Consider the following 22123-nt stretch of genomic DNA (forward strand, 5'->3'; position numbering starts at 1 on the left):
TGGGGCTGGCTAGGGTTCACAGAGTGGATGCACCCCTCGCCCTCTATCGCCGCTACCGGCCCGAGACCTTCGCGGAAGTGATCGGCCAGGAGCACGTCACGGAGCCGTTGCGGGCCGCGTTGGCCAACAACCGGGTCAACCACGCCTATCTGTTCTCCGGGCCGCGCGGTTGCGGCAAGACCACCTCGGCGCGGATCCTGGCGCGCGCGCTCAACTGCGAGCGTGCGCCCATCGCCGATCCCTGCGGCGAGTGCGAGTCCTGTCGTGACCTGGCGCGCGGCGGTCCGGGGTCGATCGACGTGATCGAGATCGACGCCGCGTCCCACGGTGGCGTCGACGATGCCCGCGACCTGCGTGAGAAGGCGTTCTTCGCCCCGGTAAAGAGTCGCTACAAGGTCTACATCATCGACGAGGCTCACATGGTCAGCCCGCAGGGCTTCAACGCCCTGCTGAAACTGGTCGAGGAGCCGCCACCCCACCTGCGCTTCATCTTCGCGACGACGGAGCCCGAGAAGGTGCTGCCGACGATCCGCTCGCGCACCCATCACTATCCCTTCCGGCTGATCCCGCCCAAGCTGCTCTCGGGCTATCTCTCCGACCTCTGCCAGCGCGAAGGCGTGCCGATCGATGCCGCCGCGCTGCCGCTGGTGGTCCGGGCGGGCGGTGGCTCTGCCCGTGACACGCTGTCCGTGCTCGACCAGCTCCTCGGGGGCGCGGGCGCCGGCGGGGTCACCCACCAGCTGGCCGCCGGCCTGCTCGGCTATACGCCCGACAGCCTGCTCGACGAGATCGTCGACGCCTTCGCAGCCGCCGATGGCGCCGGTGTCTTCGGGGTCGTCGACAAGGTGATCGAGACGGGGCAGGACCCACGGCGCTTCACCGAGGATCTGCTCCGCCGCCTGCGCGACCTGGTGATCATCGCCGCCGTGCCCGATGCTCCGGCGACCGGCCTGATCGACCTGCCCCAGGATGCCGCGGAGCGACTCACGGCCCAGGCGGCACGCTTCGGCGTCGCCTCGCTGACCCGCGCCGCCGACCTCTTCGCCTCCGGGCTCACCGAGATGCGCGGCGCCACGGCTCCTCGCCTGCTGCTCGAGCTGGTCTGCTCACGGGTGCTGCTGCCGGCCGCCGACCATGGCGCCGACGGCCTCGCCGCGCGGCTCGATCGGCTGGAGCGACGAGTCGCGATGACCGGCGACGCGTTGCAGGGCTCGCCTGTCCGGGCCGACGTTCCGCCGCAGGCGCCTGCCTCGCCGGCTGTCCCCCCGGCACACGCCCCGGCCCCGGCCGCGGCGCAGGATCCCCCGGCCCCAGAGCCTCCGGCCCCGTCTCGGCACCAGCCGGTCCAGGCCCAAGCGCCGACCGAGACGGCCTCGGCAGAGGTCGGCGCTGCTGACCAACCTGCAGCCGCCTCGCCGGCCGAGAGCACGTCGTCGTCCCCCGGCCCATCGGCGGAGGAGGGCTGGTCGGCAGCGACGACTGCGCCCATGCCTGAAGCGAGCACTCAGCAGGCGCAGCCTGCCGCCGCGCCGCAGCCATCTGCCGCCGTACAGCACGGGCCGTCGGACGGTGCTCCCGCGCCGGAGCCGCCCCGGGAGGAGGCGCCTACCGCTCCCGCGCAGTCCGCTGCCCCGGCGGCCGGTGGTCTGAGCCTTGCCGATGTGCGTCGACTCTGGCCCGACATCGTGGAGGCCACCAAGACCCGGCGCCGGGTGACCTGGATCCACCTGACCCAGAACGCCCAGGTGGTGGCCGTCGACGCGTCGACTCTCACGCTCGGCTTCACCAACGCCGGCGCGCGCGACTCGTTCGTCGGTGGCGGGAGCGACGAGATCGTGCGGCAGGCCGCCATCGACATCGTCGGTCAGGACTGGAAGGTGGTCGCGATCGTCGACCCGGGTGCGCAACCGGGCGAGCCGGCGCCGGTGGCCTCACGTCCGGCCGTGCGTCCCGCTGAGCCGGAGCCGCGGCCCGAGCCGTGGATGGAGGCGCCTCAGGAGCCGGCGCCGCCCGACTGGGCCGGAGCAGAGCCGCCGTCCCCGGAGCCGTCGGCAGCCGTCTCGGCAGCACGCGCAGCCATCGCGCCGACGCGCACCGGCGACGCGCCGGTCGAGCGCGGTGGTGCGCCGGAGCACGATCCTGACGCCGACGCCACCCTCGACGACCCCGAGCTCGAGAACTCTGGACTTGCCGGCCGGGAGCTCATCGAGCGCACCCTCGGCGGCCGGGTGATCGAGGAGATCCGGCATGACTGACCTGTCGCGCCAGCGGCCGGCCCACCGACGAAAGGCATACCGATGACCCAGAACCCCTTCGGCGAGGGCGGCTTCGACATGGGCGCACTGCTGCAGCAGGCCCAGCAGATGCAGCAGCAGCTCATGGAGGCGCAGGCGACCCTTGCCGAGACCGAGGTGGAAGGCACGGTCGCCGGCGGTGCCGTCACCGTGACCATCAACGGTGCCGGCGACCTGCGCGCGGTGCGCATCGCCGCCGGCTCCTTCGACGGCAGCGACGTCGACGACCTCGCCGATCTCGGTGACCTGGTGGTCGCCGCGTTCCGGGATGCGAAGGCGAAGGCCGACGCACTCGCGCAGGAGAAGCTCAACCCGCTGGCTGGTGGACTCGGTGGCTCCGGCGGGCTGCCTGGGCTGCCTGGATTCGGCCAGGGCTGACGCGTGTATGAAGGCATCGTCCAGGATCTGATCGACGAGCTCGGTCGTCTTCCTGGGGTGGGACCCAAGAGCGCGCAGCGGATCGCCTTCCACCTCCTGCAGGCCGATCCGGTCGACGTACGTCGCTTGTCCGACGTGCTCGTGCAGGTCAAGCAGCGGGTCAAGTTCTGCTCGGTCTGCTTCAACGTCTCTGAGGACGAGCAGTGCCGGATCTGCCGGGATCCGCGCCGGGACCCGACGGTGCTCTGCGTCGTCGAGGAGTACAAGGACGTCGTGGCCATCGAGCGGACCCGCGAGTTCCGCGGCCGCTACCACGTGCTGGGCGGAGCCATCTCGCCGATCGACGGGATCGGACCGGAGCAGCTGCGGGTGCGTGAGCTGCTCACTCGCTTGGCCGACGGGCAGATCACGGAGGTCATCCTGGCCACCGACCCCAACCTGGAGGGCGAGGCCACCGCGACGTATCTCACGAGGAATCTCAAGCCTCTGGGGTTGCGAGTCACGCGGTTGGCGAGTGGACTACCGGTGGGCGGTGATCTCGAGTACGCCGATGAGGTCACCCTCGGCCGGGCATTCGCAGGGAGGAGATCCGCGGAATGAACAACGATCTTGACGAGTTCGCGCAGCAGATCGCCGATCAGGTGGAGAGCTTCCTGGTGGCGCTGCAGGCGATCGCCGAGGAGGCGGACAGTGGGCGAGCGGTCTCGCTCCTGCTGCTGGAGGTCTCCCAGGTGCTGCTCGCCGGAGCCCGGCTGGGAGTGCAGTCCGACTTCAGCCCGGCCGAGGAGTTCCAGCCCGACGCCGGCCCGGACCCCGACCTCGACGAGCTCCGGCTGCGCCTGGCCAAGATGCTCGACGGCGTCGACGTCTTCTCCGAGGTCTTCGACCCGTACGTCGACACCGAGGTCGGCACCTCGGTGATCTCCGACGACCTCACCAGCGTCGCCTCTGCGCTTGCGCACGGCTTGCGGCACCTGCGCGCCGGCCGGGTGGAGGAGGCACTGTGGTGGTGGCAGTTCTCCTACGTCGCCTCCTGGGGCAACGAGGCGTCGGGGGTGCTCCGCGCGCTCCAGTCGATCGTCACGCACGACCGGCTCGACATCGACTTCACCGGTGAGGACGAGCAGGTCGCGGCCGCCGACGAGATGCTCGACGAGGCAGCTCCTACCCAAGGCTGAGCGCCACCGTTCCAGCGCCTGCGACCGGGAGGCGGGACGCACGGCTGGCTCGCGGGGGCGCCGACTAGAATCAGCGCCGAAGGCCCGGCAACGTTGCCGGGCGTCTCCTTGCAACCTCGAGAGGGTGGACCCGTGGGCATTGTCGTGCAGAAGTACGGCGGCTCCTCGCTTTCCGATGCCACCGCCATCAAGCGCGTGGCGCGGCGCATCGTGGAGACCAAGAAGCAGGGTCACGACGTGGTCGTCGCGGTCTCTGCCATGGGCGACACGACGGACGAACTGCTGGACCTGGCCGCTGGAGTCAGCCCGCTGCCGCCGGCGCGTGAGATGGACATGCTGCTGACCGCCGGTGAACGGATCTCGATGGCGCTGGTCGCCATGGCGATCTCCGACCTCGGCTACACGGCTCGGTCGTTCACCGGGTCGCAGGCCGGTGTGATCACGGACTCCGTGCACGGCAAGGCGAAGATCATCGATGTCACGCCGGGCCGGATCTCCTCCGCGCTCGACGACGGCCACATCGTCATCGTCGCCGGCTTCCAGGGCGTCTCGCAGGACACGAAGGAGATCACCACCCTCGGTCGCGGTGGCACCGACACCACCGCGGTGGCCCTCGCGGCGGCCCTGGAGGCCGACGTCTGCGAGATCTACACCGACGTCGACGGTGTCTTCACCGCCGACCCGCGCATCGTCCCCAAGGCCCACAAGCTCGACAAGGTCTCCTTTGAGGAGATGCTCGAGCTGGCCGCGCACGGCGCCAAGATCCTGCACCTGCGCTGCGTCGAGTACGGGCGCCGCTACAACATCCCGATCCACGTGCGTTCCTCCTTCAGCCAGCTGGAGGGCACGTGGGTCGTCGACGACCCCACGGAGGGAAACACCATGGAACAGGCCATCATCTCCGGTGTCGCCCACGACACCAGCGAGGCCAAGATCACCGTCGTCGGCGTGCCCGACAAGGTCGGCGAGGCGGCCCGGATCTTCGAGGCGCTGGCCACCGCTCAGATCAACCTCGACATGATCGTGCAGAACGTGTCGGCTGCCGACACCAACCTCACCGACATCTCCTTCACGCTGCCCAGCGCCGACGGGCAGACCGCCATGTCGGTGCTGTCGAAGCTGCAGGAGCAGGTCGGCTACGAGAAGCTGATCTTCAACGACAAGGTCGGCAAGATCTCGCTGGTGGGTGCGGGCATGCGCACCAACCCGGGGATCACCGCCAAGTTCTTCGGGACCCTGGCCGAGGCGGGCGTCAACATCGACATGATCTCCACCTCCGAGATCCGGATCTCCGTCGTGGTGGCGGAGGACGACGTGAACACCGCGGTGCGGGCAACGCACACGGCGTTCGACCTGGACGCGGACGAGGTGGAGGCAGTGGTCTACGGAGGTACCGGACGATGACCCTTCGACAGGCTCAGGGCGGCGCCCGGATCGGTGTGGTCGGCGCGACCGGCCAGGTCGGAGTGGCAATGCGGCAGATCCTGCTCGACCGGGGCTTCCCGGCCGAGGAGGTGCGCTTCTTCGCCTCGGCTCGCTCGGCGGGCACGGTGCTGCCGTTCGGTGACCGCGAGGTGACCGTGGAGGACGCGGCGACCGCCGACCCGAGCGGGCTCGACATCGCGCTCTTCTCGGCCGGCGGGGCGACCTCCAAGGCGCTGGCGCCGAAGTTCGCTGCGGCCGGTGCTGTCGTCGTCGACAACTCCTCGGCCTGGCGCAAGGATCCCGAGGTCCCGCTGGTGGTGGCCGAAGTGAACCCCGAAGCGCTGCGCGAGATCCCCAAGGGCATCGTCGCCAACCCGAACTGCACCACGATGGCCGCCATGCCGGTGCTGAAGCCGCTGCACGACGAGGCGGGCCTGAAGCGGCTCGTCGTGTCGACGTACCAGGCGGTCTCGGGCTCTGGCGTGGCCGGCGTCGAGGAGCTCGCCTCCCAGGTCGCCGCCGCGGGTGACAAGGCGCGCGAGCTGGCCTACGACGGCGCGGCCGTCTCGCTGCCCGCGCCGGGCGTCTACGCGCGCAACATCGCCTACAACGTGCTGCCGCTGGCCGGCTCGATCGTCGACGACGGACTCGAGGAGACCGACGAGGAGCAGAAGCTGCGCAACGAGTCGCGCAAGATCCTCGGCATTCCCGAGCTTCTGGTCTCGGGGCTCTGCGTCCGAGTCCCGGTCTTCACCGGTCACTCGCTTGCGGTGAACGCGGAGTTCGACCGGGCGATCAGTCCGGAGCGCGCCCGCGAGATCCTGGCGACCGCGACGGGCGTCGAGGTGACCGATATCCCCAACCCGCTGCAGGCGGCAGGCAAGGATCCGTCGTACGTCGGCCGGATCCGTCAGGACGAGGGCGTCCCGGGCGGCCGCGGCCTCGCGCTCTTCATCAGCAACGACAACCTGCGCAAGGGCGCGGCCCTCAACACCGTTCAGCTTGCGGAGCTGCTCGCCGCTCGCTGACCGGCAAACGCGAAAGTCCCTGACGTCGCGGCCCTCGGAACTCGGTTCCGAGGGCCGCAGCGTCAGGGACTCTCTGCTTCCTAGGCCTCGTCGATGAAGCGGGCGGTCACGAACTGCGAGAGCAGGTAGGTGCCGACCGAGACGAGCGGGATCACGATGCCCATCGCCGGGGAGAAGATCACGTTGATCAGGAAGAGCAGCGCGATCACGGCAAGGAGCCCGACGGCGAGGAAGCTGGTGCTGGTCGGGTCGGTGATCTGCCAGGCGGCGAGCAGGACGCTGCCCACCGCTACCAGGACCACCATGATCGCGATCAGGATCGGGATGCCGGGGCCGCCGCAGGCCGAGGTGCCCTTGACCGCCTCACAGCCCTGCAGGCCGAAGTAGGTCAGGCCCACGGCGAGGATGCCGACGATCGCGCCGGTGATGGCGGCAGCCGCGGGGTCCGGCAGCGCGGGAAGCCGGAGGTCCGCGAGCGTACGCCGCGGCGTCGTCTCGCGAGGCTCCTCCTCGAAGTCGAGGTCGTCGTCCTCAAGGTCGGCCAGGTCGGCCTCCTCCTCAGCGACGATGAGGTCGTGCTCAGGCAGCTCGGGAAGAGCCTGCGTCGACGTGTCCGCGCCCGGCGCGGGCGCCGCCCCAGCCAGCTGGGGGGTGGACTCTGCGCCGGCTGGCTCGCTGGACACCGCTTCCTGCGCCTCGGGCTGCCGCTCCGCTGCCGGATCCTCCGCACGGCCAGGACCGGGCGTGCTCTCCGCCTCCACGGCGGTGGCGAGCGGCTCCGCGGCCGAAGTGGCTCTGTCCGCCGGGGCGACGCTTCCGGCCTCGCCGGCGGTGGCGAGCGGCTCTGTCAGGACGGCGTCGTCCGTCACGGCGGCTGTCTTGTCGGGGGCCTCGTCTGCGGAGGTGTCCGTGGCAGCCTCAGGAGCAGCCGACTCCGCTGCTTCGGTCGGCTCGGCCGGGGTGGAGGGAGTCGGTTCGGCTGCCTCGGTCGGTGCCTCGGCAGTCGGTTCCTCGGGCTGCGCAGCGGTGGGCTCGGTGGCGGGCTTGCCGCGCACCAGGCGCTCGAAGTCCTCGGCACTGGGCGCGTCGTCGGTGGTCTGGGGCTGCTGCTTGCGCCCCCGCTTGAAGAGCGAGCCCAGGCTGGGCATCTCCAGCGACGGGCCGTCGTCGCGCCGATCTCTGTCTGCCATGAGGGGCAGTCTGCCATGCAGGGTCAGCCGAGAGCGGGCCGTCTTGACCGCACGGACGGGGAACTGCCGATCGACCGGCACGTCCCTAGAACCGTCGCCACCACAGGTTCACGGCGTAGTCGACGGAGGTGCCCCGGTGCTGGGCGCAGATCTCCTCGGCGACCCGGGGCGGGAACTCGATGCGCACCACCGCCTCGAAGTCCGCGCGGCTGTCGAACTCCCAGGCGGTGAGCACCGGCTGCCGTGACCAGCCCCGGGCCTGCCAGAAGCGCTCCACGGCGTCGGGCGCGACGGTCGGATAGCCGCGCCGGAACCACTGGCCGAAGGTCGAGGTGGTCGCGTCGTTGTCGATGACCACCGCGACGCCGCCCGGGCGCACCACGCGGTCGAGCTCGCGCAGTCCCGGCTCGCTTCCGGGGCCGAAGAAGTAGGCCCATCGCACCTGCACGACGTCCACGCTCCGGTCGGGGAGACCGGTCGCCTGCGCGGTGCCCTGCCGCACCGTCACGTTCTCCCACCGGCGGGTACGACGTCGCGCCAGCCCTACCAGGTCGGGGTGCGGCTCCACGCCGGTCACCGACCGTGCGTCGACCGCCCAGGCGGGGAGGTGGAAGCCGGTGCCGCAGCCCAGGTCGAGCACGTCCCGCCCGGTCCAGTCGGCCAGTCCACGCAGTGCATCGGTGACCCTGCCAGGGCGGTCGAACGCCCTGTTCTCCAGCTCGTAGGTGGCGGTGTGGTGCCAGATGTTGGGGCTGGGGACGGTGCCGACCGGCGTGGAGCGCGGGTGGAGACTCAGATCCGGACCAGGCCGTTGGGGGTCTGGAACTGGGCGGCGAGGATGCCCGGCGTGCCGTGCGGCGCGGCCCACTCGACCTTGACGTCCGTCAGTGGTGCCTCGACCGGCTCGCCCAGCCACTCGCTGACACGCAGCGGGTCGCCCGCGATCTCCAGGCAGGCGAGGGAGATCTCCTCGCTGCCGCCCGCGCTGGGGTGGTCGCCGAGGTCGGACTCCCACTGCACGAAGAACGGCAGCTGCGGGTCGGCGATCAGGCCGTTGACGCCGATCTGCTTCCACTTCAACGCATGGCCGTCGGGGCGGTGCCGGCTGCCGTCGACCGCGGCGCGGCCGAGGCGCTGCTCAACCGGCGCGATGTCGTCGACGGCGACGACCCAACCGAGCCAGCCGCCGCCTGCTGCGGAGCGGGCCCGCACTGCCTGGCCGAAGGGAGCCTTGTCGGAGGCGGGGTGGTCGAGCACCTCGACGACCTCGAGATAGGTGTGGTCGGCGAGCGGCAGGATGCGATTGCGCGTCCCGAACCGCGGGTGCACACCTCCGTCCACGAACTCGCGGCCTAGCAGGGCGCCCAGCCGTTCGGCCGTGGCGATCATGCCGTCGGGTCCAGCGGCGTACGAGACGTGATCGAGTCGCATGCCAGCATTGTGTGCTGCGCTCACGGCCTCCCGGACCCCGGGGTGCTTGTCTCTCGACGTCGAGAAGGTTCCCTGCGGCGCCCGGTGGCGGTCAGTGCGGGCTGGCCGGGTGCAGCGCGAGAGCCGAGCGTGACCGGACGTGCGCCTCGCAGTGCCGCACCAGCTCCGCGTACCCGGGAGCTCCCATCATCTCGGTGAGCTCGGCGGCGCTGGTGACGTAGAGGGGCTCGACCGCGACGTGCGCGACCGGGTTGCCGGTGCAGTACCAGTCCAGGTCGTGGCCGCCGGCGCCCCAGCCGCGACGGTCGTACTCGGTGATGGTGATCTCGAGGTAGCTGGTGTCGTCGGGGCGCTCGACCTGCCGGTACGCGCGGCGGATCGGCAGCTGCCAGCAGACGTCCGGCTTCGTCTCCAGCGGGTTGCGGCCCTGTTGGAGTGCCAGGGCGTGCAGCGCGCAGCCGCTGCCGCCGGCGAAGTCGCTGCGGTTGGCGAAGACGCAGGAGCGCTGCCCGTCCGCCTCGATCGCCAGCGTCTTGCGGTCACCGTCCTCGTCCTTCTCGATCCAGTCCTTCTTCTTCACCGGACGGCCGGGGTGGCGCTGCCAGAGCTCCGGGGTGAGCTGCTCGACGTACGCCGCCACGCGCTGCTCGTCGTCGCGGTCGGAGAAGTGGGCCCCGAGGGTGCAGCAGCCGACGTCGGGGGAGTCGGCATAGATGCCGGCGCAACCCTGCCCGAAGATGCAGGTGTAGGCGGAGGTGAGCCAGGTGAGGTCACAGCGGAAGACCTGACCGTCATCGGCCGGATCCGGGAACTCCACCCACGCACGCGGGAACGACAGGCTCACCTCAGGCACGGCGTCACCCTATGCCTGGATGCCGCATTACCCTGGATCCATGAGGTTGGGCGTCTTGGACATCGGCTCGAACACCGGTCACCTGCTCGTCGTCGATGCCCACGGCGGTGCGGCACCGGTGCCGGCCTCCTCCTACAAGGAGGACCTGCGCCTGGCCGAGCACCTCGACGAGGCCGGTGCCGTCAGCCAGGCCGGCATCGATGCGCTGTCCGCCTTCTGCGCACAGGCGCTCGTCGTCGCCGAGGACAAGGGCTGCGAAGAGATCCTGGGCTTCGCCACTTCGGCGGTGCGTGACGCGACCAACACCGAGGACGTGCTCGCCCAGGTGCAGGCCCGCACCGGGGTCGACCTCGAGGTCCTCGCCGGGGAGGACGAGGCGCGGCTGACGTTCCTCGCCGTACGCCGCTGGTTCGGGTGGTCCGCCGGGCGGCTGGCCGTCTTCGACATCGGAGGTGGCTCGCTCGAGATCGCCGCCGGTGGAGACGAGGCGCCGGACGTGGCGTGGTCGCTGCCGCTCGGCGCTGCGCGGCTGGCTCGGGACTGGTTCGGTGCGGGCGTGCCCGATGAGGGCCAGCTCCGCGAGCTGCGTCGGGTGATCCGCACCAGCATCGCCCGCGATGCCGGCAACCTGCTGCGTCACGGCGCGCCGCATCGCGCCGCCGCCACCTCCAAGACCTTCCGGTCGCTGGCTCGCATCTGCGGCGCGGCGCCCTCCGGTGACGGACCGCTCGTCCCCCGCGTGCTGGCGCGCTCCGAGCTTGCGACCTGGATCCCCAAGCTGGTGGGCCTCAACCTGGAGGAGCTGGCCGCGCTTCCTGGCGTCTCGCTGAGCCGGGCGCACCAAGTGGTCCCAGGAGCGCTGGTCGCCGAGGCGGTGCTGGACATCTTCGATCTGCAGGAGCTCGAGATCTGCCCCTGGGCGCTGCGCGAGGGTGTGATCCTGGAGCGCTTCGACCAGCTCAGCGTGTTGGACCTGGACGGGGACGGGGTGCGCGACCTGATCCGGCCGGGCACGTCCCGTGGAGTCGCCGCGGTGGGGTTGGGCGCCACCCCCGTGGAGTAGCAGGCGTCTCGTGCCGCTGATCGGACTCTCCACTGCCTCGGTCTACCCCGAGTCGACGGCGCACGCCTTCTCCTACGCCGCGTTGCTCGGCTACGACGCGGTCGAGGTGATGGTCGGCATCGATGCGCTCAGTCAACAGGTCACGGCGGTGCGCCAGCTCTCCGAGCACCACGAGGTGCCGATCTGCGCCGTCCACGCACCGTGTCTGCTCATCACGCAGCGGGTCTGGGGGACCGATCCGTGGGGCAAGCTGGAGCGTTCCGCCGAGATGGCGGCGGCGGTCGGGGCCGACGTCGTGGTCGTCCACCCGCCGTTCCGGTGGCAGAAGGAGTACGCCCGGGAGTTCGTGCAGGGCATCGCCGGCCTGGAGCAGGCGACGGGTGTCGCCTTCGCCGTGGAGAACATGTATCCCTGGCGCGCCACCCAGAAGCGTGGTGTGGAGGTGTACCTGCCGGGCCGCGACCCCTCGCAGCACGACTATGCCAACGCCACGATCGACCTCTCGCACGCGGCGGTCGCCCAGGAGGATCCGGTGGCGATGGCGGCACGGCTCGGAGACCGGCTACGGCATATCCACCTCACCGACGGCACCGGCTCGGCGAAGGACGAGCATCTGGTGCCGGGGCGCGGCAGCCAGCCCGCCGCGGAGCTGCTGCGCCATCTCACCGAGTCCGGCTTCGGCGGCCACGTCGTCGTCGAGATCAACACGCGGCGTGCAGCGACCGTCGATCAACGCACCGCCGATCTGGCCGAGTCGCTGGCGTTCGCCCGCACCCATCTCGGCCTCGGGGCACCGGAGTCGTGATGCCGGCTGACGCCGTCGACGTGGCAGCGCTGACCGTGGTCCGCGGCGGTCGCCCGGTGCTGACCGACCTCGACCTGCGCGTCCCGGCCGGTCAGGTGACCGGCCTGCTCGGTCCCTCGGGGTGTGGCAAGTCCACGTTGCTGCGCTCGATCGTCGGTGTCCAGCGGATCGGTTCTGGTCGCGTGACGGTGCTCGACCATCCCGCCGGCAGCCGTGCCCTGCGCCGCAGCGTCGGCTACGTCACGCAGGCAGCCAGCGTGTACGACGACCTGAGTGTCGGCGAGAACCTGCGCTTCTTCGCGCGCGTGCTCGACGTGGCCGACGCCGAGGTCGGGCGGGTGCTGGAGGTCGTCGACCTCTCCGACCGGCGCGACCAGGTGGTCGGTGCGCTGAGCGGCGGCCAGCGCTCGCGGGTGAGCCTCGCGGTGGCTCTGCTCGGCTCGCCTCCGCTGCTGGTCCTCGACGAGCCAACGGTCGGGCTCGATCCGGTGCTCCGGGCCACACTCTGGTCCCTCTTCCACGACCTGGCCGACGCCGGCACCACCGTCCTCGTCTCCAGCCACGTGATGGACGAGGCCGAGCGCTGTGACCGCCTGCTGCTGATGCGTGAGGGCGCGATCATCGCGGACGACACCCCGGGCGCGATCAAGGAGCGTGCCGGGGTCGATGACGTCGAATCGGCGTTCCTTGCCCTGGTGGCGGACGCGGAGGGTCCTCGATGACGCCCCGGATCACCCTGGCGGTGGCGGCGCGGGTGCTGCGGCAGCTGCGTCGGGACCGTCGTACGTCGGCGATGCTGCTGGCCGTTCCGTGTGTGTTGATCACGCTGCTGTGGTGGATGTTCCGCGACCTGCCAGCCGACCGGTTCGACCAGTTCGGACCGGGCCTGCTCGCGATGTTTCCCTTCATCGTGATGTTCCTGGTCACGAGCGTCACCACGCTGCGCGAACGCAGCAGCGGGACCCTTGAGCGGCTCCTGTCGATGCCACTCGGCAAGGGCGACTTCCTCGGCGGGTACGCCGTCGCCTTCGGCCTGGTCGCGGTCCTGCAGTCCGTGCTGGCCGTCGGCATCAGTGTCGGGCTGCTCGGGTTGGAGGTGCAGGGCCCGGTGTGGTTGCTGACCGTGGTCGCGGTCGTCGACGCCCTGCTCGGCACCGCCCTCGGACTGTTGGTGAGCGCTTTCGCCCGTACCGAGTTCCAGGCGGTCCAGTTCATGCCGGCCGTGGTGATCCCGCAGATCCTGCTCTGCGGCCTGTTCGTGCCCCGGGCGGCGCTGCCGGACGTGCTCGGCGCGGTCAGCGACGTGCTGCCGCTCTCCTACGCGATGGACGCGATGAGCACGTTGGTCCGCACCAGCGACACGGCCGAGGTCTGGTCCGATCTCGCCGCGGTGCTGGCCTTCACGATGGCGGGCCTCCTGCTCGGCGCCGCCACGCTGCGCCGTCGTACCCCCTGACGGCGTGCGGCTGATGCCGAGGTGTGGGACGGCGTACCTCTCGGCCTGGGGTGAGACGATGCGTGGGTAAGCAGAGACGAAGCACTGGACGAAGTAGGAGCCTCATGAGTCTGACCGCGATCATCGGTGCCGGCGTGATGGGCGAGACCTTGCTCTCCGGCCTGATCCGCGCCGGGCGTCCGGCCGACACCCTGCTGGTGGGGGAGAAGCGCGCCGAGCGTGCCGCCGAGCTCGAGGGCCGGTACGGCGTCGCGGTCGTCGACAATCTGACCGCGGCCACGCGCGCCGACACCGTCGCGCTGGTGGTGAAGCCGCAGGACATGGGCTCCGTGCTCGCTGAGATCGCGCCGGTGCTCCGGCCCGGGCAGGTGCTCGTCTCGCTGGCCGCCGGCATCACCACCGCGTTCATGGAGCGGCACGTGCCCGCGGGTGTCGCGGTGGTACGGGTGATGCCCAACACGCCTGCCCTGGTCGACGCCGGAATGGCCGCGATCTCCCCCGGCTCGCACTGCAGCGAGGCGCACCTCGACGAGGCCGAGTCCCTGCTCTCGGCCACCGGCAAGGTGCTGCGTGTTCCGGAGTCGCAGATGGATGCGGTGACCGCGATCTCCGGCTCCGGCCCGGCGTACCTCTTCTACGTGGTCGAGTCGATGATCGAGGCCGGGGTGCACCTCGGCCTGCCGCGGTCCACGGCCACCGATCTCGTCGTGCAGACGGTCGTGGGCAGTGGCCGGATGCTCCAGGAGACCGGCACCCACCCGACCGTGCTCCGCGAGCAGGTGACCTCGCCGGCCGGCACCACGGCGGCGGCGCTGCGCGAGCTCGAGGTGCACGGTGTCCGGGCCGCCTTCCTTGCCGCGATGGAGGCCGCCCGGAACCGCTCGCAGGCGCTCGCCGGCGACTCCTGAACACGGCCGGCGAGGGTTATCGACCGGGTGAAAGCAATCCGACACGCCGGGAATCTCGGACAAATCTTCCGTCCACCCTTCCCCACCAGTCACATCAGGCTCTATTCTCACGACCACGAGGCACGTGGAAACCGGTGGGGAAGCCGGTGCGTGTCTCACGAAAGTGGTGTTCCATGGCCGGTTCCGGTGACAACATCTCCGAGGCGAAGTTCCTGACGATCGCCGAGGTCGCTGCGCAGATGCGCGTCTCCAAGATGACCGTCTACCGCCTGGTGCATAGCGGGGAGCTGCCGGCCGTCCGGGTCGGGCGCTCCTTCCGGGTCACCGAGCGCGACGTCAACAACTACCTCGAGCGCAGCTTCTACGACGCCGGCTGACCTCGCACGCGTCTCGCGGCTCCCTTCCGTGGCCCTCGCCCGCACCTTGCCGACCTACCAGCGGTCCTGGTCGTCCTGTGGCGGTTTCGGGAGCCGGGAGGGTAGGCGCGCACCGGTACGCCGGCGCCCGGGCGTGCGCTTGCATGCTGGACAGGTGCCCGCGAGTTTCTGCTCGCCTCGGGTGAACGGATAGGCTGTGCCGGTCGCCCGCGTGGACGCGTGGCTGGCATCAGGCTCTGGAAGGAAGAACGTTGGGTTCTGTCATCAAGAAGCGCCGTAAGCGTATGGCGAAGAAGAAGCACCGCAAGCTGCTCAAGAAGACGCGGGTGCAGCGCCGCAAGCTCGGCAAGTAAGGCATCGGGACGGCCATGGGCAGGGTCGTTCTCGTCACGGGCGTCTCCCGTGATCTGGCGCGACAGTTCGCGAAGAACATCGCGGACGACCCTGCTGTGGACCGTGTCATCGGTGTCGACATCGTCCCCCCGCGGGGCGACATCGGCGCCGTCTCGTTCGTCCGTGCCGACATCCGGACTCCGGTGATCGCCAAGATCATCGTGAAAGAGGATGTCGACACCGTCGTCCACATGAGCGTCATCGCTACCCCTGGCGACGTCGGCGGACGGGCGACGATGAAGGAGCTCAACGTCATCGGGACGATGCAGCTCCTCGCCGCCTGCCAGCGCGCGCCGGGCCTACGGCACCTGGTGGTCAAGTCCACCTCGACGGTGTACGGCGCCACGAGTCGGGATCCGGCGATGTTCACCGAGGAGATGGCGCCTCGGCGGCTCGCCCGCTCCGGCTACGCGACCGACGCCTTCGAGGTCGAGGGCTACGTGCGCGGCTTCGCGCGCCGTCGGCCCGACGTCCGGGTGACCATGATCCGCGCCGCGAACGTGATCGGGCCCAGCGTGCAGAGCCCGACCTCGCAGTACTTCCGGCTCCCGGTGATCCCCCGGGTTCTCGGCTTCGACCCGCGTCTGCAGTTCCTGCACCACGACGACCTGATGGCGGTGCTCGGCCACGCGGTCCGGACCGACGTGCACGGCACCTTCAACGTGGCCGGCGACGGGGTCATCCTGCTCTCCCAGGCGCTGCGCCGCCTCGGCCGTCCGAGCGTGCCGCTTCCGGGCTTCGCGCTCGGCAGCCTCGGCTCCACGCTGGGCAAGGCCGGGCTGGTCGACTTCTCGCCTGAGCAGCAGCGGTTCCTCACCTTCGGGCGCGGCGTCGACACCACCCGGATGCGCGAGGTGCTCGGCTTCGAGCCGCGCTACACGACAGCAGGCGCCTTCGCCGACTTCGCTGATGCGCTCGGGCCGGGCCTGCACAGCCCCGGCCGTCTCGCCTCGCCCGACACGGTGCTGTCCGGCGTCTCCGACATGCTCGTGGGGAGGAGCGACCGTGGGTGACGCAGAGATCATTCCGATCGGCACACGAGGCCGGCCTGGCCGAGGGTCCGGCAACCGCCGACCCTCCGCCGCGGCCCGCAGCCTTGTCGGCGGCTCGGGAGGCAAGGCGACCCCGCGCCGTACGCCGGAGGGCCAGGAGGCGGTCATCGAGCCCGCTGCCGAGGTGCTTGCCGCTGCCGCGGAGGCGCCGGCCCCCGACAAGGGCATCCCGATCGGCGACTGGCTGCAGGCGCTCAACGGCGCTGCTCGTGAGGTGTTCGGCGACGACTGGGAGCCGCGGCTTGCCGAGTTCCTGGCGTTCCTGCGCCGACGCGTGACCGGTGACTACGAGGTCGACGAGTTCGGCTTCGACCCCGAGCTGACCCAGCGGTTCCTGCTGGCGCTGATCCGTCCGATCGCCCGACGGTGGTTCCGGATCGAGGTGCGCGGCCTGGAGAACATCCCTGCCGAGGGCGGTGCGCTCGTCGTCTCCAACCACTCCGGGACGATCCCCGTCGACGGCCTCATGACCATGGTGACGCTCCACGACCACACCGGTCGAGCGTTGCGGGCGCTCGGCGCCGACCTGGTCTTCCAGCTCCCGTTCGTCGGCGAGCTGGCCCGCAAGGCCGGCACCACCCTGGCCTGCAACGAGGACGCGGAGCGGATGCTGCGCAAGGGCGAGCTGGTCGGTGTCTGGCCGGAGGGTTTCAAGGGCATCGGCAAGCCGTACGCGGAGCGCTACAAGCTGCAGCGGTTCGGTCGGGGCGGCTTCGTCGGCGCCGCGATGCGCACCGGCGTGCCGATCATCCCGCTCTCCGTGGTCGGTGCCGAAGAGATCTATCCACTGGTCGGCAACATCCCGTCGCTGGCCCGGCTTCTCGGGGTGCCCTACATCCCGATCACGCCGTTCTTCCCGCTGCTCGGGCCCCTCGGGCTCATCCCGCTTCCCTCGAAGTGGATTCTCGAGTTCGGCGAGCCGATCCGCACGGACGCCTACGACGTCACCGCGGCGGAGGACCCGATGTTGGTCTTCGACGTTACCGACCAGGTGCGCGAGACCATCCAGCAGTCGCTCTACCGACTGCTCATGGACCGCAAGTCTGTCTTCGGCTGACCCCGCTGCTGCGCAACGGAGTCGTTCTGGCGTGACGCCGTACGGGTGGAGCGGGGTCTCGGCTACTTGCCGGAACCGCCGCCGAGCAGCCCGTTCTTGCCGAGGAGGCCGCCGAGCAGGTCGCTCAGCAGGCCCTCTTCGCCGAGCAGGCCCTCTTCGCCGGTCAGCGCGTCGGTCAGACCCTTGGTGGGTTCCGAGGACGGCGTCGTGGTGGGCTGCTGCGTGGTGGGCTGCTGCGGCTCGGTCGTCGGGTCCGAGGTGGTCGGGTCACCCGTAGGCCCGGAAGTCTCACGCGGCTCAGCGGTGGTCTCGTCGCTGTAGTCCTGCGCGGGCTCCAAGGTCGGCGCCTCGACGGTCGGCGTGGTCGCCGCCACCGAGCGGAGCGCGGCGAGCCGGTTGGCCAGGTTGGCCGGGAGCTCGCTGATTCCGCCGGTGCAGCCGGGGCACAACGAACTGGCGAGGTCGTCGATCCGGGTCAGCGAGGTAACCGCGTTGCTCAGTGCGTCGAGCGATCCGTGGGGCAACCGGTCGCTGAGGGAAGCGAGGATGTCGATGCTGGAGGCCGCGAACTCGCGCAGCTTCTCCACGCCCTGGCTGTTGCCGCCGTCGGTGTAGTCGTCGAGCAGCAGGTCGGCAGCTTCCTCGGACTGGCTGGTGAAGGCGGCCAGGGTGTCGTTCAGCTGCTTCTCGTCGGTGTTGGCGCGCTTGTTGAGCGCCTCGACCTCGGTGAGTCGGCCGCTGGCGTTGTCGAGCAGGCGGGTGCCCTTGGTGCCCTCGTCGAAGGTCAGCGAGGTGCTGGCACCCTCCAGGGCACGCTTGATCGGGTAGAGGGTGTCGCCCGGCAGGGCGCCCTGTGAGGCGACCGCGACCGACGAGGTGACGCCGACCAGCGCCAGCGATCCGGCGGCGATGGCGATCCGGCGGTCGCGGCGGCTGCGCTGCGTGGCCGGAAGCGTCAGCTTGCGCTCCACGTCGCTGAGCACCAGGTCCGCCTCGGCCATCAGGCGCTCGCGCAGATCGGCGACATAGTCGGCCCGCGGGGTTGCCTCGGGCACCGTACGCAGTGCGCCCACGACCTCGAGCAGCTCGGCATCACGCTCGCTGCCGACCGAGCCGCGCCCCTCGAGGAGGGCAGCGAACTCCTCGGCGCGGCGGCCGTGGGGCGTCAGCGAGATCATGAGGTGGTCCTGGTGGTTCCGAAGGGGTCGTTCAGGCGTAGGGAGCTCTCCCTACGTACCCACAACGACCGGAGGGATCCCAGGGTTACGACGATTCGGTGCGAGCCGCGTCTCATCGGTCGCGCACCCCCTCGGGGAGCAGCTTGGCGAGATTGCGTACGCCGCGCAGCTGCAGCTGCTTGATGGCTCCATCGGAGCGCTGCAGCACCTTAGCGGTCTCCGCGATGCTCATCCCCTGCAGAAAGCGCATGACCAGGCACTCCTGCTGCTCCTTCGGGAGCTTGGTGAGGGCGGTGAGCAGCATCTCGTTGGTGAGCGAAGCCAGCACGGTCGACTCGGGGCCCTCGGTGGCGTCGTCGTGCACGCCCATGTCCTCGGTCGTCTGCTCCAGGCGGGTGCGGCCGGCCTTGAAGTGGTCGGTGGTCAGGTTGCGTGCGATGGTCATCAGCCAGGCGCCGAAGTCCTTGCCCTGCCAGCGGAAGTTGTTCATCGACCGCAGCGCGCGGAAGAACGTCTCCGAGGCGAGGTCCTCGGCCAGCGTCTGCGAACGCGTGCGGTAGTAGAGGAACCGGTAGACCGAGGGGTGATAGTGGTCGAAGAGCATCCCGAACGCCTCGGTGTCGCCGCCGCGGGCGAGCTCGACCAGGGCGATCATGCGTTCGCGGTCGGGCTCCGACTCCTCGGAGGAGGCGGCGAACTCGGAGTCGTCGTACCCGCCGGGGCCGGGGTCCATCATCTCCCGGGCAGCTTCGGAGAGGAGTTGCTGCGGGGCGCCTGCGGTGACGACGCCGCCCTCCATCAGGAGCATCTGACCCAGGGCGTGGCGCAGTGTGGCGAACCCGTGGCTCGACCCAGCCAGCACCCTCACGACGACGTTCCTCCCTCAAGCCCCCCTCAGGACTTCACTTGAGGATAGGGCGGATGTGGGTGTGTGTGAAGGGAAACGGTTCACTCGACCCACTGGCAGGGGGCGCCAATGGCCCGTTTGGACTACTTGGGTCCCGGATCGCGGTGGGTGGTCGGGGCGGTGATCGCGCTCGAGCGGCCTCACGCCTCCTGCGCCGGAGTCAGCCCCGGAGGGTGCGACGCGCTGTGCCCGCAGCGGCCACGGCTCCTGCGACGGCCCCGGCGCCCGCCGCCATCAGGAGCCCGGTGCGGGCCGCCTTCCGCCCGGTGCGGTAGTCGCGGATCCGCCATCCTTGGGCCCGGGCGTGCTCCCGCAGCCGCTTGTCGGGGTTGATCGCGACCGGGTCGCCGACCAGACCGAGCATCGGCAGGTCGTTGGAGGAGTCGCTGTAGGCCGAGCACCGACTGAGGTCGAGCCCCTCGCGCGCGGCGAGCGCCTTGATCGCCTCCGCCTTGGCCGGGCCGTGCAGCATCTCGCCGACGAGCTTGCCGGTGTAGACGCCGTCGACATGTTCGGCGACGGTGCCCATGGCACCGGTCAGGCCGAGCCGGCGCGCGATGATCTGGGCGATCTCGATCGGCGCCGCGGTGACCAGCCAGACGCGCTGGCCCCGGTCGAGATGGAGCTGGGCGAGCGCGCGGGTGCCCGGCCAGATCCGGTGTGCCATCGCCTCGTCGAAGATCTCCTCGCCGAGCTCCTCCAGCTCTGCGACCGTGTGGCCGGCGATGAAGCCCAGTGCCCCGTCGCGTGCCTCCGCCACATGCTCGGGATCCTCGACGCCCACGATGCGGAAGTAGGCCTGCTTGTAGGCCGCTCCCACGATGTCGCGGGTGGTGAAGAACTTCCGCTTGTGGAGCCCCTTGGCGAGATGGAAGATGCTCGCACCCTGCATCACCGTGTTGTCGACGTCGAAGAAGGCGGCAGTCTCGCGGTCCTCCGGCACGTCGAGCGCCGCCTCGACCTCCGCCTCCGCCGCAGCCGCCTCGCCGGCCAGGATCGAGCGTCGTTGCAGGTCGATCCGCCGGGGCCCGGGGCGGTAGTCGTGGCTCACGCTCCCAGCGTAGTCCCGCCTCCCCTCCACCCCACCCCCTTCGCGCCGTGCCCCCACACCTGCCGCGGAAATTGTGTGCCTGGTGCGTGTAGCTACGGCCTACAGGTGGCAGTTTCCCCGCCCGGGCGGGGAAACTGTCTCGGGCCGGAGCGGCGTATGGAAGGATCTCGACATGACGAACACCGTCGCCGATCTGCTCTCCGATGCCGCCCGAGCCCAGGGCGCCGACATCGCGCTGGTGGAGGCTGCCAGCGGACGCTCTCTGACCTGGTCCGCGCTCGACGCGGAGGTCGACCAGGTGGTGACCGGCCTTGGTGAGGCCGGTCTGGTGGCCGGCTACCGCGTGATGTTGGTGCTCGGCAACCGGATCGAGTTCGTGACGGCCTATCTGGGCGCGTTGCGAGCGCAGTTGGTGGTGGTGCCGGCGAATCCACGCTCGACGGCTGCGGAGCTGGGTCGGATGCTCGCCGACTGCGGTGCCCGGCTGGTGATCGCCGACGACGCGTCGGTGGGCGTGGTCCGTGAGGCGGTGAGCCGCGGCGGTGCCGCAGCTCGCGTGGTCGTGGTGGGCACCCCGGGCGAGGGGGAGCTGGGGTACGGCGACCTGGTCGCGCACGGCGAGCACCCGCCGATGCCGCAGTTGGACCCCGAAGCGACGGCGGTGCTCCTCTACACCAGCGGTACGTCGGGGCCACCGCGGGGCGCGATGCTCAGCCACCGAGCGCTGCTCGCCAACATCGAGCAGGTCGCCTCGGTCGACCCGCCCATGCTCACCGCCACCGATGTGGTGTTGGGGGTGCTGCCGCTCTTCCACGTCTACGGACTCAACGCCGTGCTCGGAGCCACGCTGCACCGTCGCGCGAAGCTGGTCCTGGCAGACACCTTCAGCCCCGACGGCACGCTCGACCTGATCGACGACGAGGCGATCAGCGTCGTGCCGGTGGCGCCGCCGGTCTTCGCCCACTGGCTGCCGATGGAGGATCTCGCCGTGCGGCTCGGCGCCGTACGTCTCGTGCTGTCGGGCTCCGCGCCGTTGCCGGCCGAGGTGATCGACCGGTTCGTGGGCCTCGCCAAGGTCGCGGTGCACCAGGGCTACGGCCTCACCGAGGCCGCTCCCGTCGTCACCTCCACGCTCTGCAGCGGCCATGCGGACTCCGGCTCGGTCGGCACGACCATTCCCGGCATCGAGCTGCGGCTCATCGACGAGGACGGTGCGGAGTCGGAGCCGGGTGATCCCGGTGAGATCGAGATCCGGGGGGCGAACCTCTTCTCCGGTTACTGGCCCGACGGCGCCGACGGTCCCGACGCCGAGGGGTGGTGGCGCACCGGTGATGTCGGCCTGCTCGACGACGACGGCGACCTCTTCCTCGTCGACCGGGTCAAGGAGCTGGTGATCGTCTCGGGCTTCAACGTCTACCCGGTGGAGGTCGAGGAGGTGATCTCCGCGGTGCCGGGCGTGCGCGAGGTCGCGGTCATCGGGGCTCCGCACGAGACGACCGGCGAGACGGTCGTCGCCTACCTGGTCATCGATGGCGAGGAGGACGCCGTCCGTGCGGCGGTCGCTGAGGCGTGCACGGCCGCCCTTGCCCGGTTCAAGCAGCCCACCGAGGTGCAGGTGGTGCCCGCCCTGCCGCACACCGCCACCGGGAAGGTGCAGAAGGGCAGGCTGCGCGCCGCCGTACGCCGTCGGGGTCCGGCGCTGTTGGCTGCGGACCCGTCGTGACCGCGCGCGTCACGCTCTACACACGGGCCGACTGCCACCTCTGCGACGAGGCGCGCGCCATCGTGCGGGCGGTCTGTGCGGAGCTGGGGGAGAGCTTCGAGGAGATCGACGTCGACGACGCGGTCGGCCTGCCGGCGCGCTACGACGACGAGGTGCCGGTGACGCTGGTCGACGGCAAGCAGCATGACTTCTGGCGGGTCGACCCGCAGCGGCTGCGCGCCGCCCTGCTCGCCTGACTGGCTGCCCCGCTCCGCGGGGAGGTCGTCCCCCACCCCACCCGGGGAGGTCGTCCCTAACAGATTCGTGGTTGGAATCGCTCTTGACCACGAATCTGTTAGGGACGATCCCCCTTGGTGGGCGGGCGAATGCCGGGAGC

24 protein-coding genes are annotated in these 22123 nt (G+C 70.6%); 17 read left to right on the forward strand and 7 right to left on the reverse strand.

All coding sequences use genetic code 11. From position 1 onward, the window contains the following. Nucleotides 1-23: 23 nt before the first annotated feature. From DNK54_RS15260 to DNK54_RS15285, 6 genes are all read left to right on the forward strand, one after another. Complete coding sequence (locus tag DNK54_RS15260) at nucleotides 24-2255, forward strand: DNA polymerase III subunit gamma and tau (protein WP_110207838.1); 2232 nt, start codon at nucleotides 24-26, stop codon at nucleotides 2253-2255. A gap of 42 nt (nucleotides 2256-2297) precedes the next feature. After that, nucleotides 2298-2672 carry a YbaB/EbfC family nucleoid-associated protein gene (locus tag DNK54_RS15265; protein ID WP_110207839.1) on the forward strand — a complete coding sequence of 125 codons (375 nt, stop codon included), beginning with the start codon at nucleotides 2298-2300 and terminating at the stop codon, nucleotides 2670-2672. A 3-nt stretch (nucleotides 2673-2675) separates the two neighbouring features. Next, entirely contained in the window at nucleotides 2676-3272 is a 597-nt protein-coding gene (gene recR / locus DNK54_RS15270) for a recombination mediator RecR (RefSeq protein ID WP_110207840.1), read from the forward strand. Further along, entirely contained in the window at nucleotides 3269-3850 is a 582-nt protein-coding gene (locus DNK54_RS15275; RefSeq protein ID WP_110207841.1) for a DUF5063 domain-containing protein, read from the forward strand. Before recR ends, DNK54_RS15275 begins: the two co-directional genes overlap by 4 nt. Before the next feature lie 132 nt (nucleotides 3851-3982). Further along, nucleotides 3983-5254, forward strand: a complete 1272-nt coding sequence (locus tag DNK54_RS15280) for an aspartate kinase (RefSeq protein WP_110207842.1) — start codon at nucleotides 3983-3985, stop codon at nucleotides 5252-5254. Beyond that, the gene (locus tag DNK54_RS15285) at nucleotides 5251-6303 is read left to right on the forward strand and encodes an aspartate-semialdehyde dehydrogenase (protein WP_110207843.1); all 1053 of its coding nucleotides are present in this window, start codon (nucleotides 5251-5253) and stop codon (nucleotides 6301-6303) included. The genes DNK54_RS15280 and DNK54_RS15285 overlap by 4 nt, the downstream gene beginning before the upstream one ends. Before the next feature lie 80 nt (nucleotides 6304-6383). On the opposite strand, the gene DNK54_RS15290 is transcribed toward DNK54_RS15285, so the two are convergent. From DNK54_RS15290 to DNK54_RS15305, 4 genes are all read right to left on the reverse strand, one after another. Beyond that, complete coding sequence (locus DNK54_RS15290) at nucleotides 6384-7493, reverse strand: hypothetical protein (protein ID WP_162602485.1); 1110 nt, start codon at nucleotides 7491-7493, stop codon at nucleotides 6384-6386. Nucleotides 7494-7578: 85 nt separating this feature from the next. After that, entirely contained in the window at nucleotides 7579-8361 is a 783-nt protein-coding gene (locus DNK54_RS15295) for a class I SAM-dependent methyltransferase (protein ID WP_239460119.1), read from the reverse strand. Continuing rightward, nucleotides 8286-8924: a VOC family protein gene (locus tag DNK54_RS15300; protein ID WP_110207845.1), complete on the reverse strand. Its 639-nt coding sequence runs from the start codon at nucleotides 8922-8924 to the stop codon at nucleotides 8286-8288. Before DNK54_RS15300 ends, DNK54_RS15295 begins: the two co-directional genes overlap by 76 nt. A 91-nt stretch (nucleotides 8925-9015) precedes the next feature. After that, nucleotides 9016-9777, reverse strand: a complete 762-nt coding sequence (locus DNK54_RS15305) for a DUF3109 family protein (protein ID WP_110207846.1) — start codon at nucleotides 9775-9777, stop codon at nucleotides 9016-9018. Between the two features lie 40 nt (nucleotides 9778-9817). On the opposite strand from DNK54_RS15305, the gene DNK54_RS15310 reads away from it, so the two are divergent. From DNK54_RS15310 to DNK54_RS15350, 9 genes are all read left to right on the forward strand, one after another. Beyond that, the gene (locus DNK54_RS15310) at nucleotides 9818-10840 is read left to right on the forward strand and encodes a Ppx/GppA family phosphatase (RefSeq protein WP_110207847.1); all 1023 of its coding nucleotides are present in this window, start codon (nucleotides 9818-9820) and stop codon (nucleotides 10838-10840) included. Between the two features lie 16 nt (nucleotides 10841-10856). Next, complete coding sequence (locus DNK54_RS15315) at nucleotides 10857-11645, forward strand: sugar phosphate isomerase/epimerase family protein (RefSeq protein WP_420846383.1); 789 nt, start codon at nucleotides 10857-10859, stop codon at nucleotides 11643-11645. Next, nucleotides 11645-12367 (forward strand): ABC transporter ATP-binding protein, encoded by a 723-nt coding sequence (locus DNK54_RS15320; RefSeq protein WP_110207849.1) that lies wholly within the window; start codon nucleotides 11645-11647, stop codon nucleotides 12365-12367. Before DNK54_RS15315 ends, DNK54_RS15320 begins: the two co-directional genes overlap by 1 nt. Beyond that, nucleotides 12364-13101, forward strand: coding sequence for an ABC transporter permease (locus tag DNK54_RS15325; protein WP_110207850.1), 738 nt, complete (start codon nucleotides 12364-12366; stop codon nucleotides 13099-13101). The genes DNK54_RS15320 and DNK54_RS15325 overlap by 4 nt, the downstream gene beginning before the upstream one ends. 104 nt (nucleotides 13102-13205) lie before the next feature. Beyond that, nucleotides 13206-14009, forward strand: a complete 804-nt coding sequence (gene proC / locus DNK54_RS15330; RefSeq protein ID WP_204164621.1) for a pyrroline-5-carboxylate reductase — start codon at nucleotides 13206-13208, stop codon at nucleotides 14007-14009. A gap of 173 nt (nucleotides 14010-14182) precedes the next feature. Beyond that, entirely contained in the window at nucleotides 14183-14386 is a 204-nt protein-coding gene (locus DNK54_RS15335; protein ID WP_110207851.1) for a helix-turn-helix domain-containing protein, read from the forward strand. A gap of 251 nt (nucleotides 14387-14637) precedes the next feature. Then, a complete protein-coding gene (locus DNK54_RS15340; protein WP_008356322.1) occupies nucleotides 14638-14739 on the forward strand; it encodes a 30S ribosomal protein bS22 in 102 nt (33 codons plus the stop codon). Between the two features lie 15 nt (nucleotides 14740-14754). Further along, complete coding sequence (locus DNK54_RS15345) at nucleotides 14755-15792, forward strand: NAD-dependent epimerase/dehydratase family protein (protein WP_110207852.1); 1038 nt, start codon at nucleotides 14755-14757, stop codon at nucleotides 15790-15792. Next, nucleotides 15785-16888 (forward strand): lysophospholipid acyltransferase family protein, encoded by a 1104-nt coding sequence (locus tag DNK54_RS15350; protein ID WP_239460120.1) that lies wholly within the window; start codon nucleotides 15785-15787, stop codon nucleotides 16886-16888. The genes DNK54_RS15345 and DNK54_RS15350 overlap by 8 nt, the downstream gene beginning before the upstream one ends. A 62-nt stretch (nucleotides 16889-16950) precedes the next feature. Here the strand turns inward: DNK54_RS15350 and DNK54_RS15355 are convergent, their stop codons facing one another. The 3 genes from DNK54_RS15355 to DNK54_RS15365 form a co-directional block, all read right to left on the reverse strand. Then, nucleotides 16951-18066 (reverse strand): DUF5667 domain-containing protein, encoded by a 1116-nt coding sequence (locus tag DNK54_RS15355; protein WP_110207854.1) that lies wholly within the window; start codon nucleotides 18064-18066, stop codon nucleotides 16951-16953. A gap of 112 nt (nucleotides 18067-18178) precedes the next feature. Continuing rightward, the gene (locus tag DNK54_RS15360) at nucleotides 18179-18934 is read right to left on the reverse strand and encodes a sigma-70 family RNA polymerase sigma factor (protein ID WP_239460121.1); all 756 of its coding nucleotides are present in this window, start codon (nucleotides 18932-18934) and stop codon (nucleotides 18179-18181) included. 199 nt (nucleotides 18935-19133) lie between these two features. Next, complete coding sequence (locus DNK54_RS15365) at nucleotides 19134-20024, reverse strand: HAD family hydrolase (RefSeq protein ID WP_110207855.1); 891 nt, start codon at nucleotides 20022-20024, stop codon at nucleotides 19134-19136. Nucleotides 20025-20196: 172 nt separating this feature from the next. Here DNK54_RS15365 and DNK54_RS15370 point away from each other — a divergent pair, with 172 nt between their 5' ends. Together DNK54_RS15370 and DNK54_RS15375 are read left to right on the forward strand one after the other, a co-directional pair. Next, entirely contained in the window at nucleotides 20197-21747 is a 1551-nt protein-coding gene (locus DNK54_RS15370; RefSeq protein ID WP_110207856.1) for a class I adenylate-forming enzyme family protein, read from the forward strand. Then, the gene (locus DNK54_RS15375; protein ID WP_110207857.1) at nucleotides 21744-21983 is read left to right on the forward strand and encodes a glutaredoxin family protein; all 240 of its coding nucleotides are present in this window, start codon (nucleotides 21744-21746) and stop codon (nucleotides 21981-21983) included. The genes DNK54_RS15370 and DNK54_RS15375 overlap by 4 nt, the downstream gene beginning before the upstream one ends. Nucleotides 21984-22123 lie beyond the last annotated feature (140 nt).

The organism is Nocardioides daejeonensis, assembly GCF_003194585.1.
Classification (GTDB): domain Bacteria; phylum Actinomycetota; class Actinomycetes; order Propionibacteriales; family Nocardioidaceae; genus Nocardioides; species Nocardioides daejeonensis.

Bases quoted from the DNA above. Each gene is read 5' to 3' on its own strand.
- DNK54_RS15265 (WP_110207839.1), top strand. From the start codon at position 2,298: ATGACCCAGAACCCCTTCGGCGAGGGCGGCTTCGACATGGGCGCACTG.
- DNK54_RS15275 (WP_110207841.1), top strand. From the start codon at position 3,269: ATGAACAACGATCTTGACGAGTTCGCGCAGCAGATCGCCGATCAGGTG.
- DNK54_RS15285 (WP_110207843.1), top strand. From the start codon at position 5,251: ATGACCCTTCGACAGGCTCAGGGCGGCGCCCGGATCGGTGTGGTCGGC.
- DNK54_RS15290 (WP_162602485.1), bottom strand. From the start codon at position 7,493: ATGGCAGACAGAGATCGGCGCGACGACGGCCCGTCGCTGGAGATGCCC.
- DNK54_RS15300 (WP_110207845.1), bottom strand. From the start codon at position 8,924: ATGCGACTCGATCACGTCTCGTACGCCGCTGGACCCGACGGCATGATC.
- DNK54_RS15310 (WP_110207847.1), top strand. From the start codon at position 9,818: ATGAGGTTGGGCGTCTTGGACATCGGCTCGAACACCGGTCACCTGCTC.
- DNK54_RS15320 (WP_110207849.1), top strand. From the start codon at position 11,645: ATGCCGGCTGACGCCGTCGACGTGGCAGCGCTGACCGTGGTCCGCGGC.
- DNK54_RS15325 (WP_110207850.1), top strand. From the start codon at position 12,364: ATGACGCCCCGGATCACCCTGGCGGTGGCGGCGCGGGTGCTGCGGCAG.
- proC (WP_204164621.1), top strand. From the start codon at position 13,206: ATGAGTCTGACCGCGATCATCGGTGCCGGCGTGATGGGCGAGACCTTG.
- DNK54_RS15335 (WP_110207851.1), top strand. From the start codon at position 14,183: ATGGCCGGTTCCGGTGACAACATCTCCGAGGCGAAGTTCCTGACGATC.
- DNK54_RS15345 (WP_110207852.1), top strand. From the start codon at position 14,755: ATGGGCAGGGTCGTTCTCGTCACGGGCGTCTCCCGTGATCTGGCGCGA.
- DNK54_RS15355 (WP_110207854.1), bottom strand. From the start codon at position 18,066: ATGATCTCGCTGACGCCCCACGGCCGCCGCGCCGAGGAGTTCGCTGCC.
- DNK54_RS15370 (WP_110207856.1), top strand. From the start codon at position 20,197: ATGACGAACACCGTCGCCGATCTGCTCTCCGATGCCGCCCGAGCCCAG.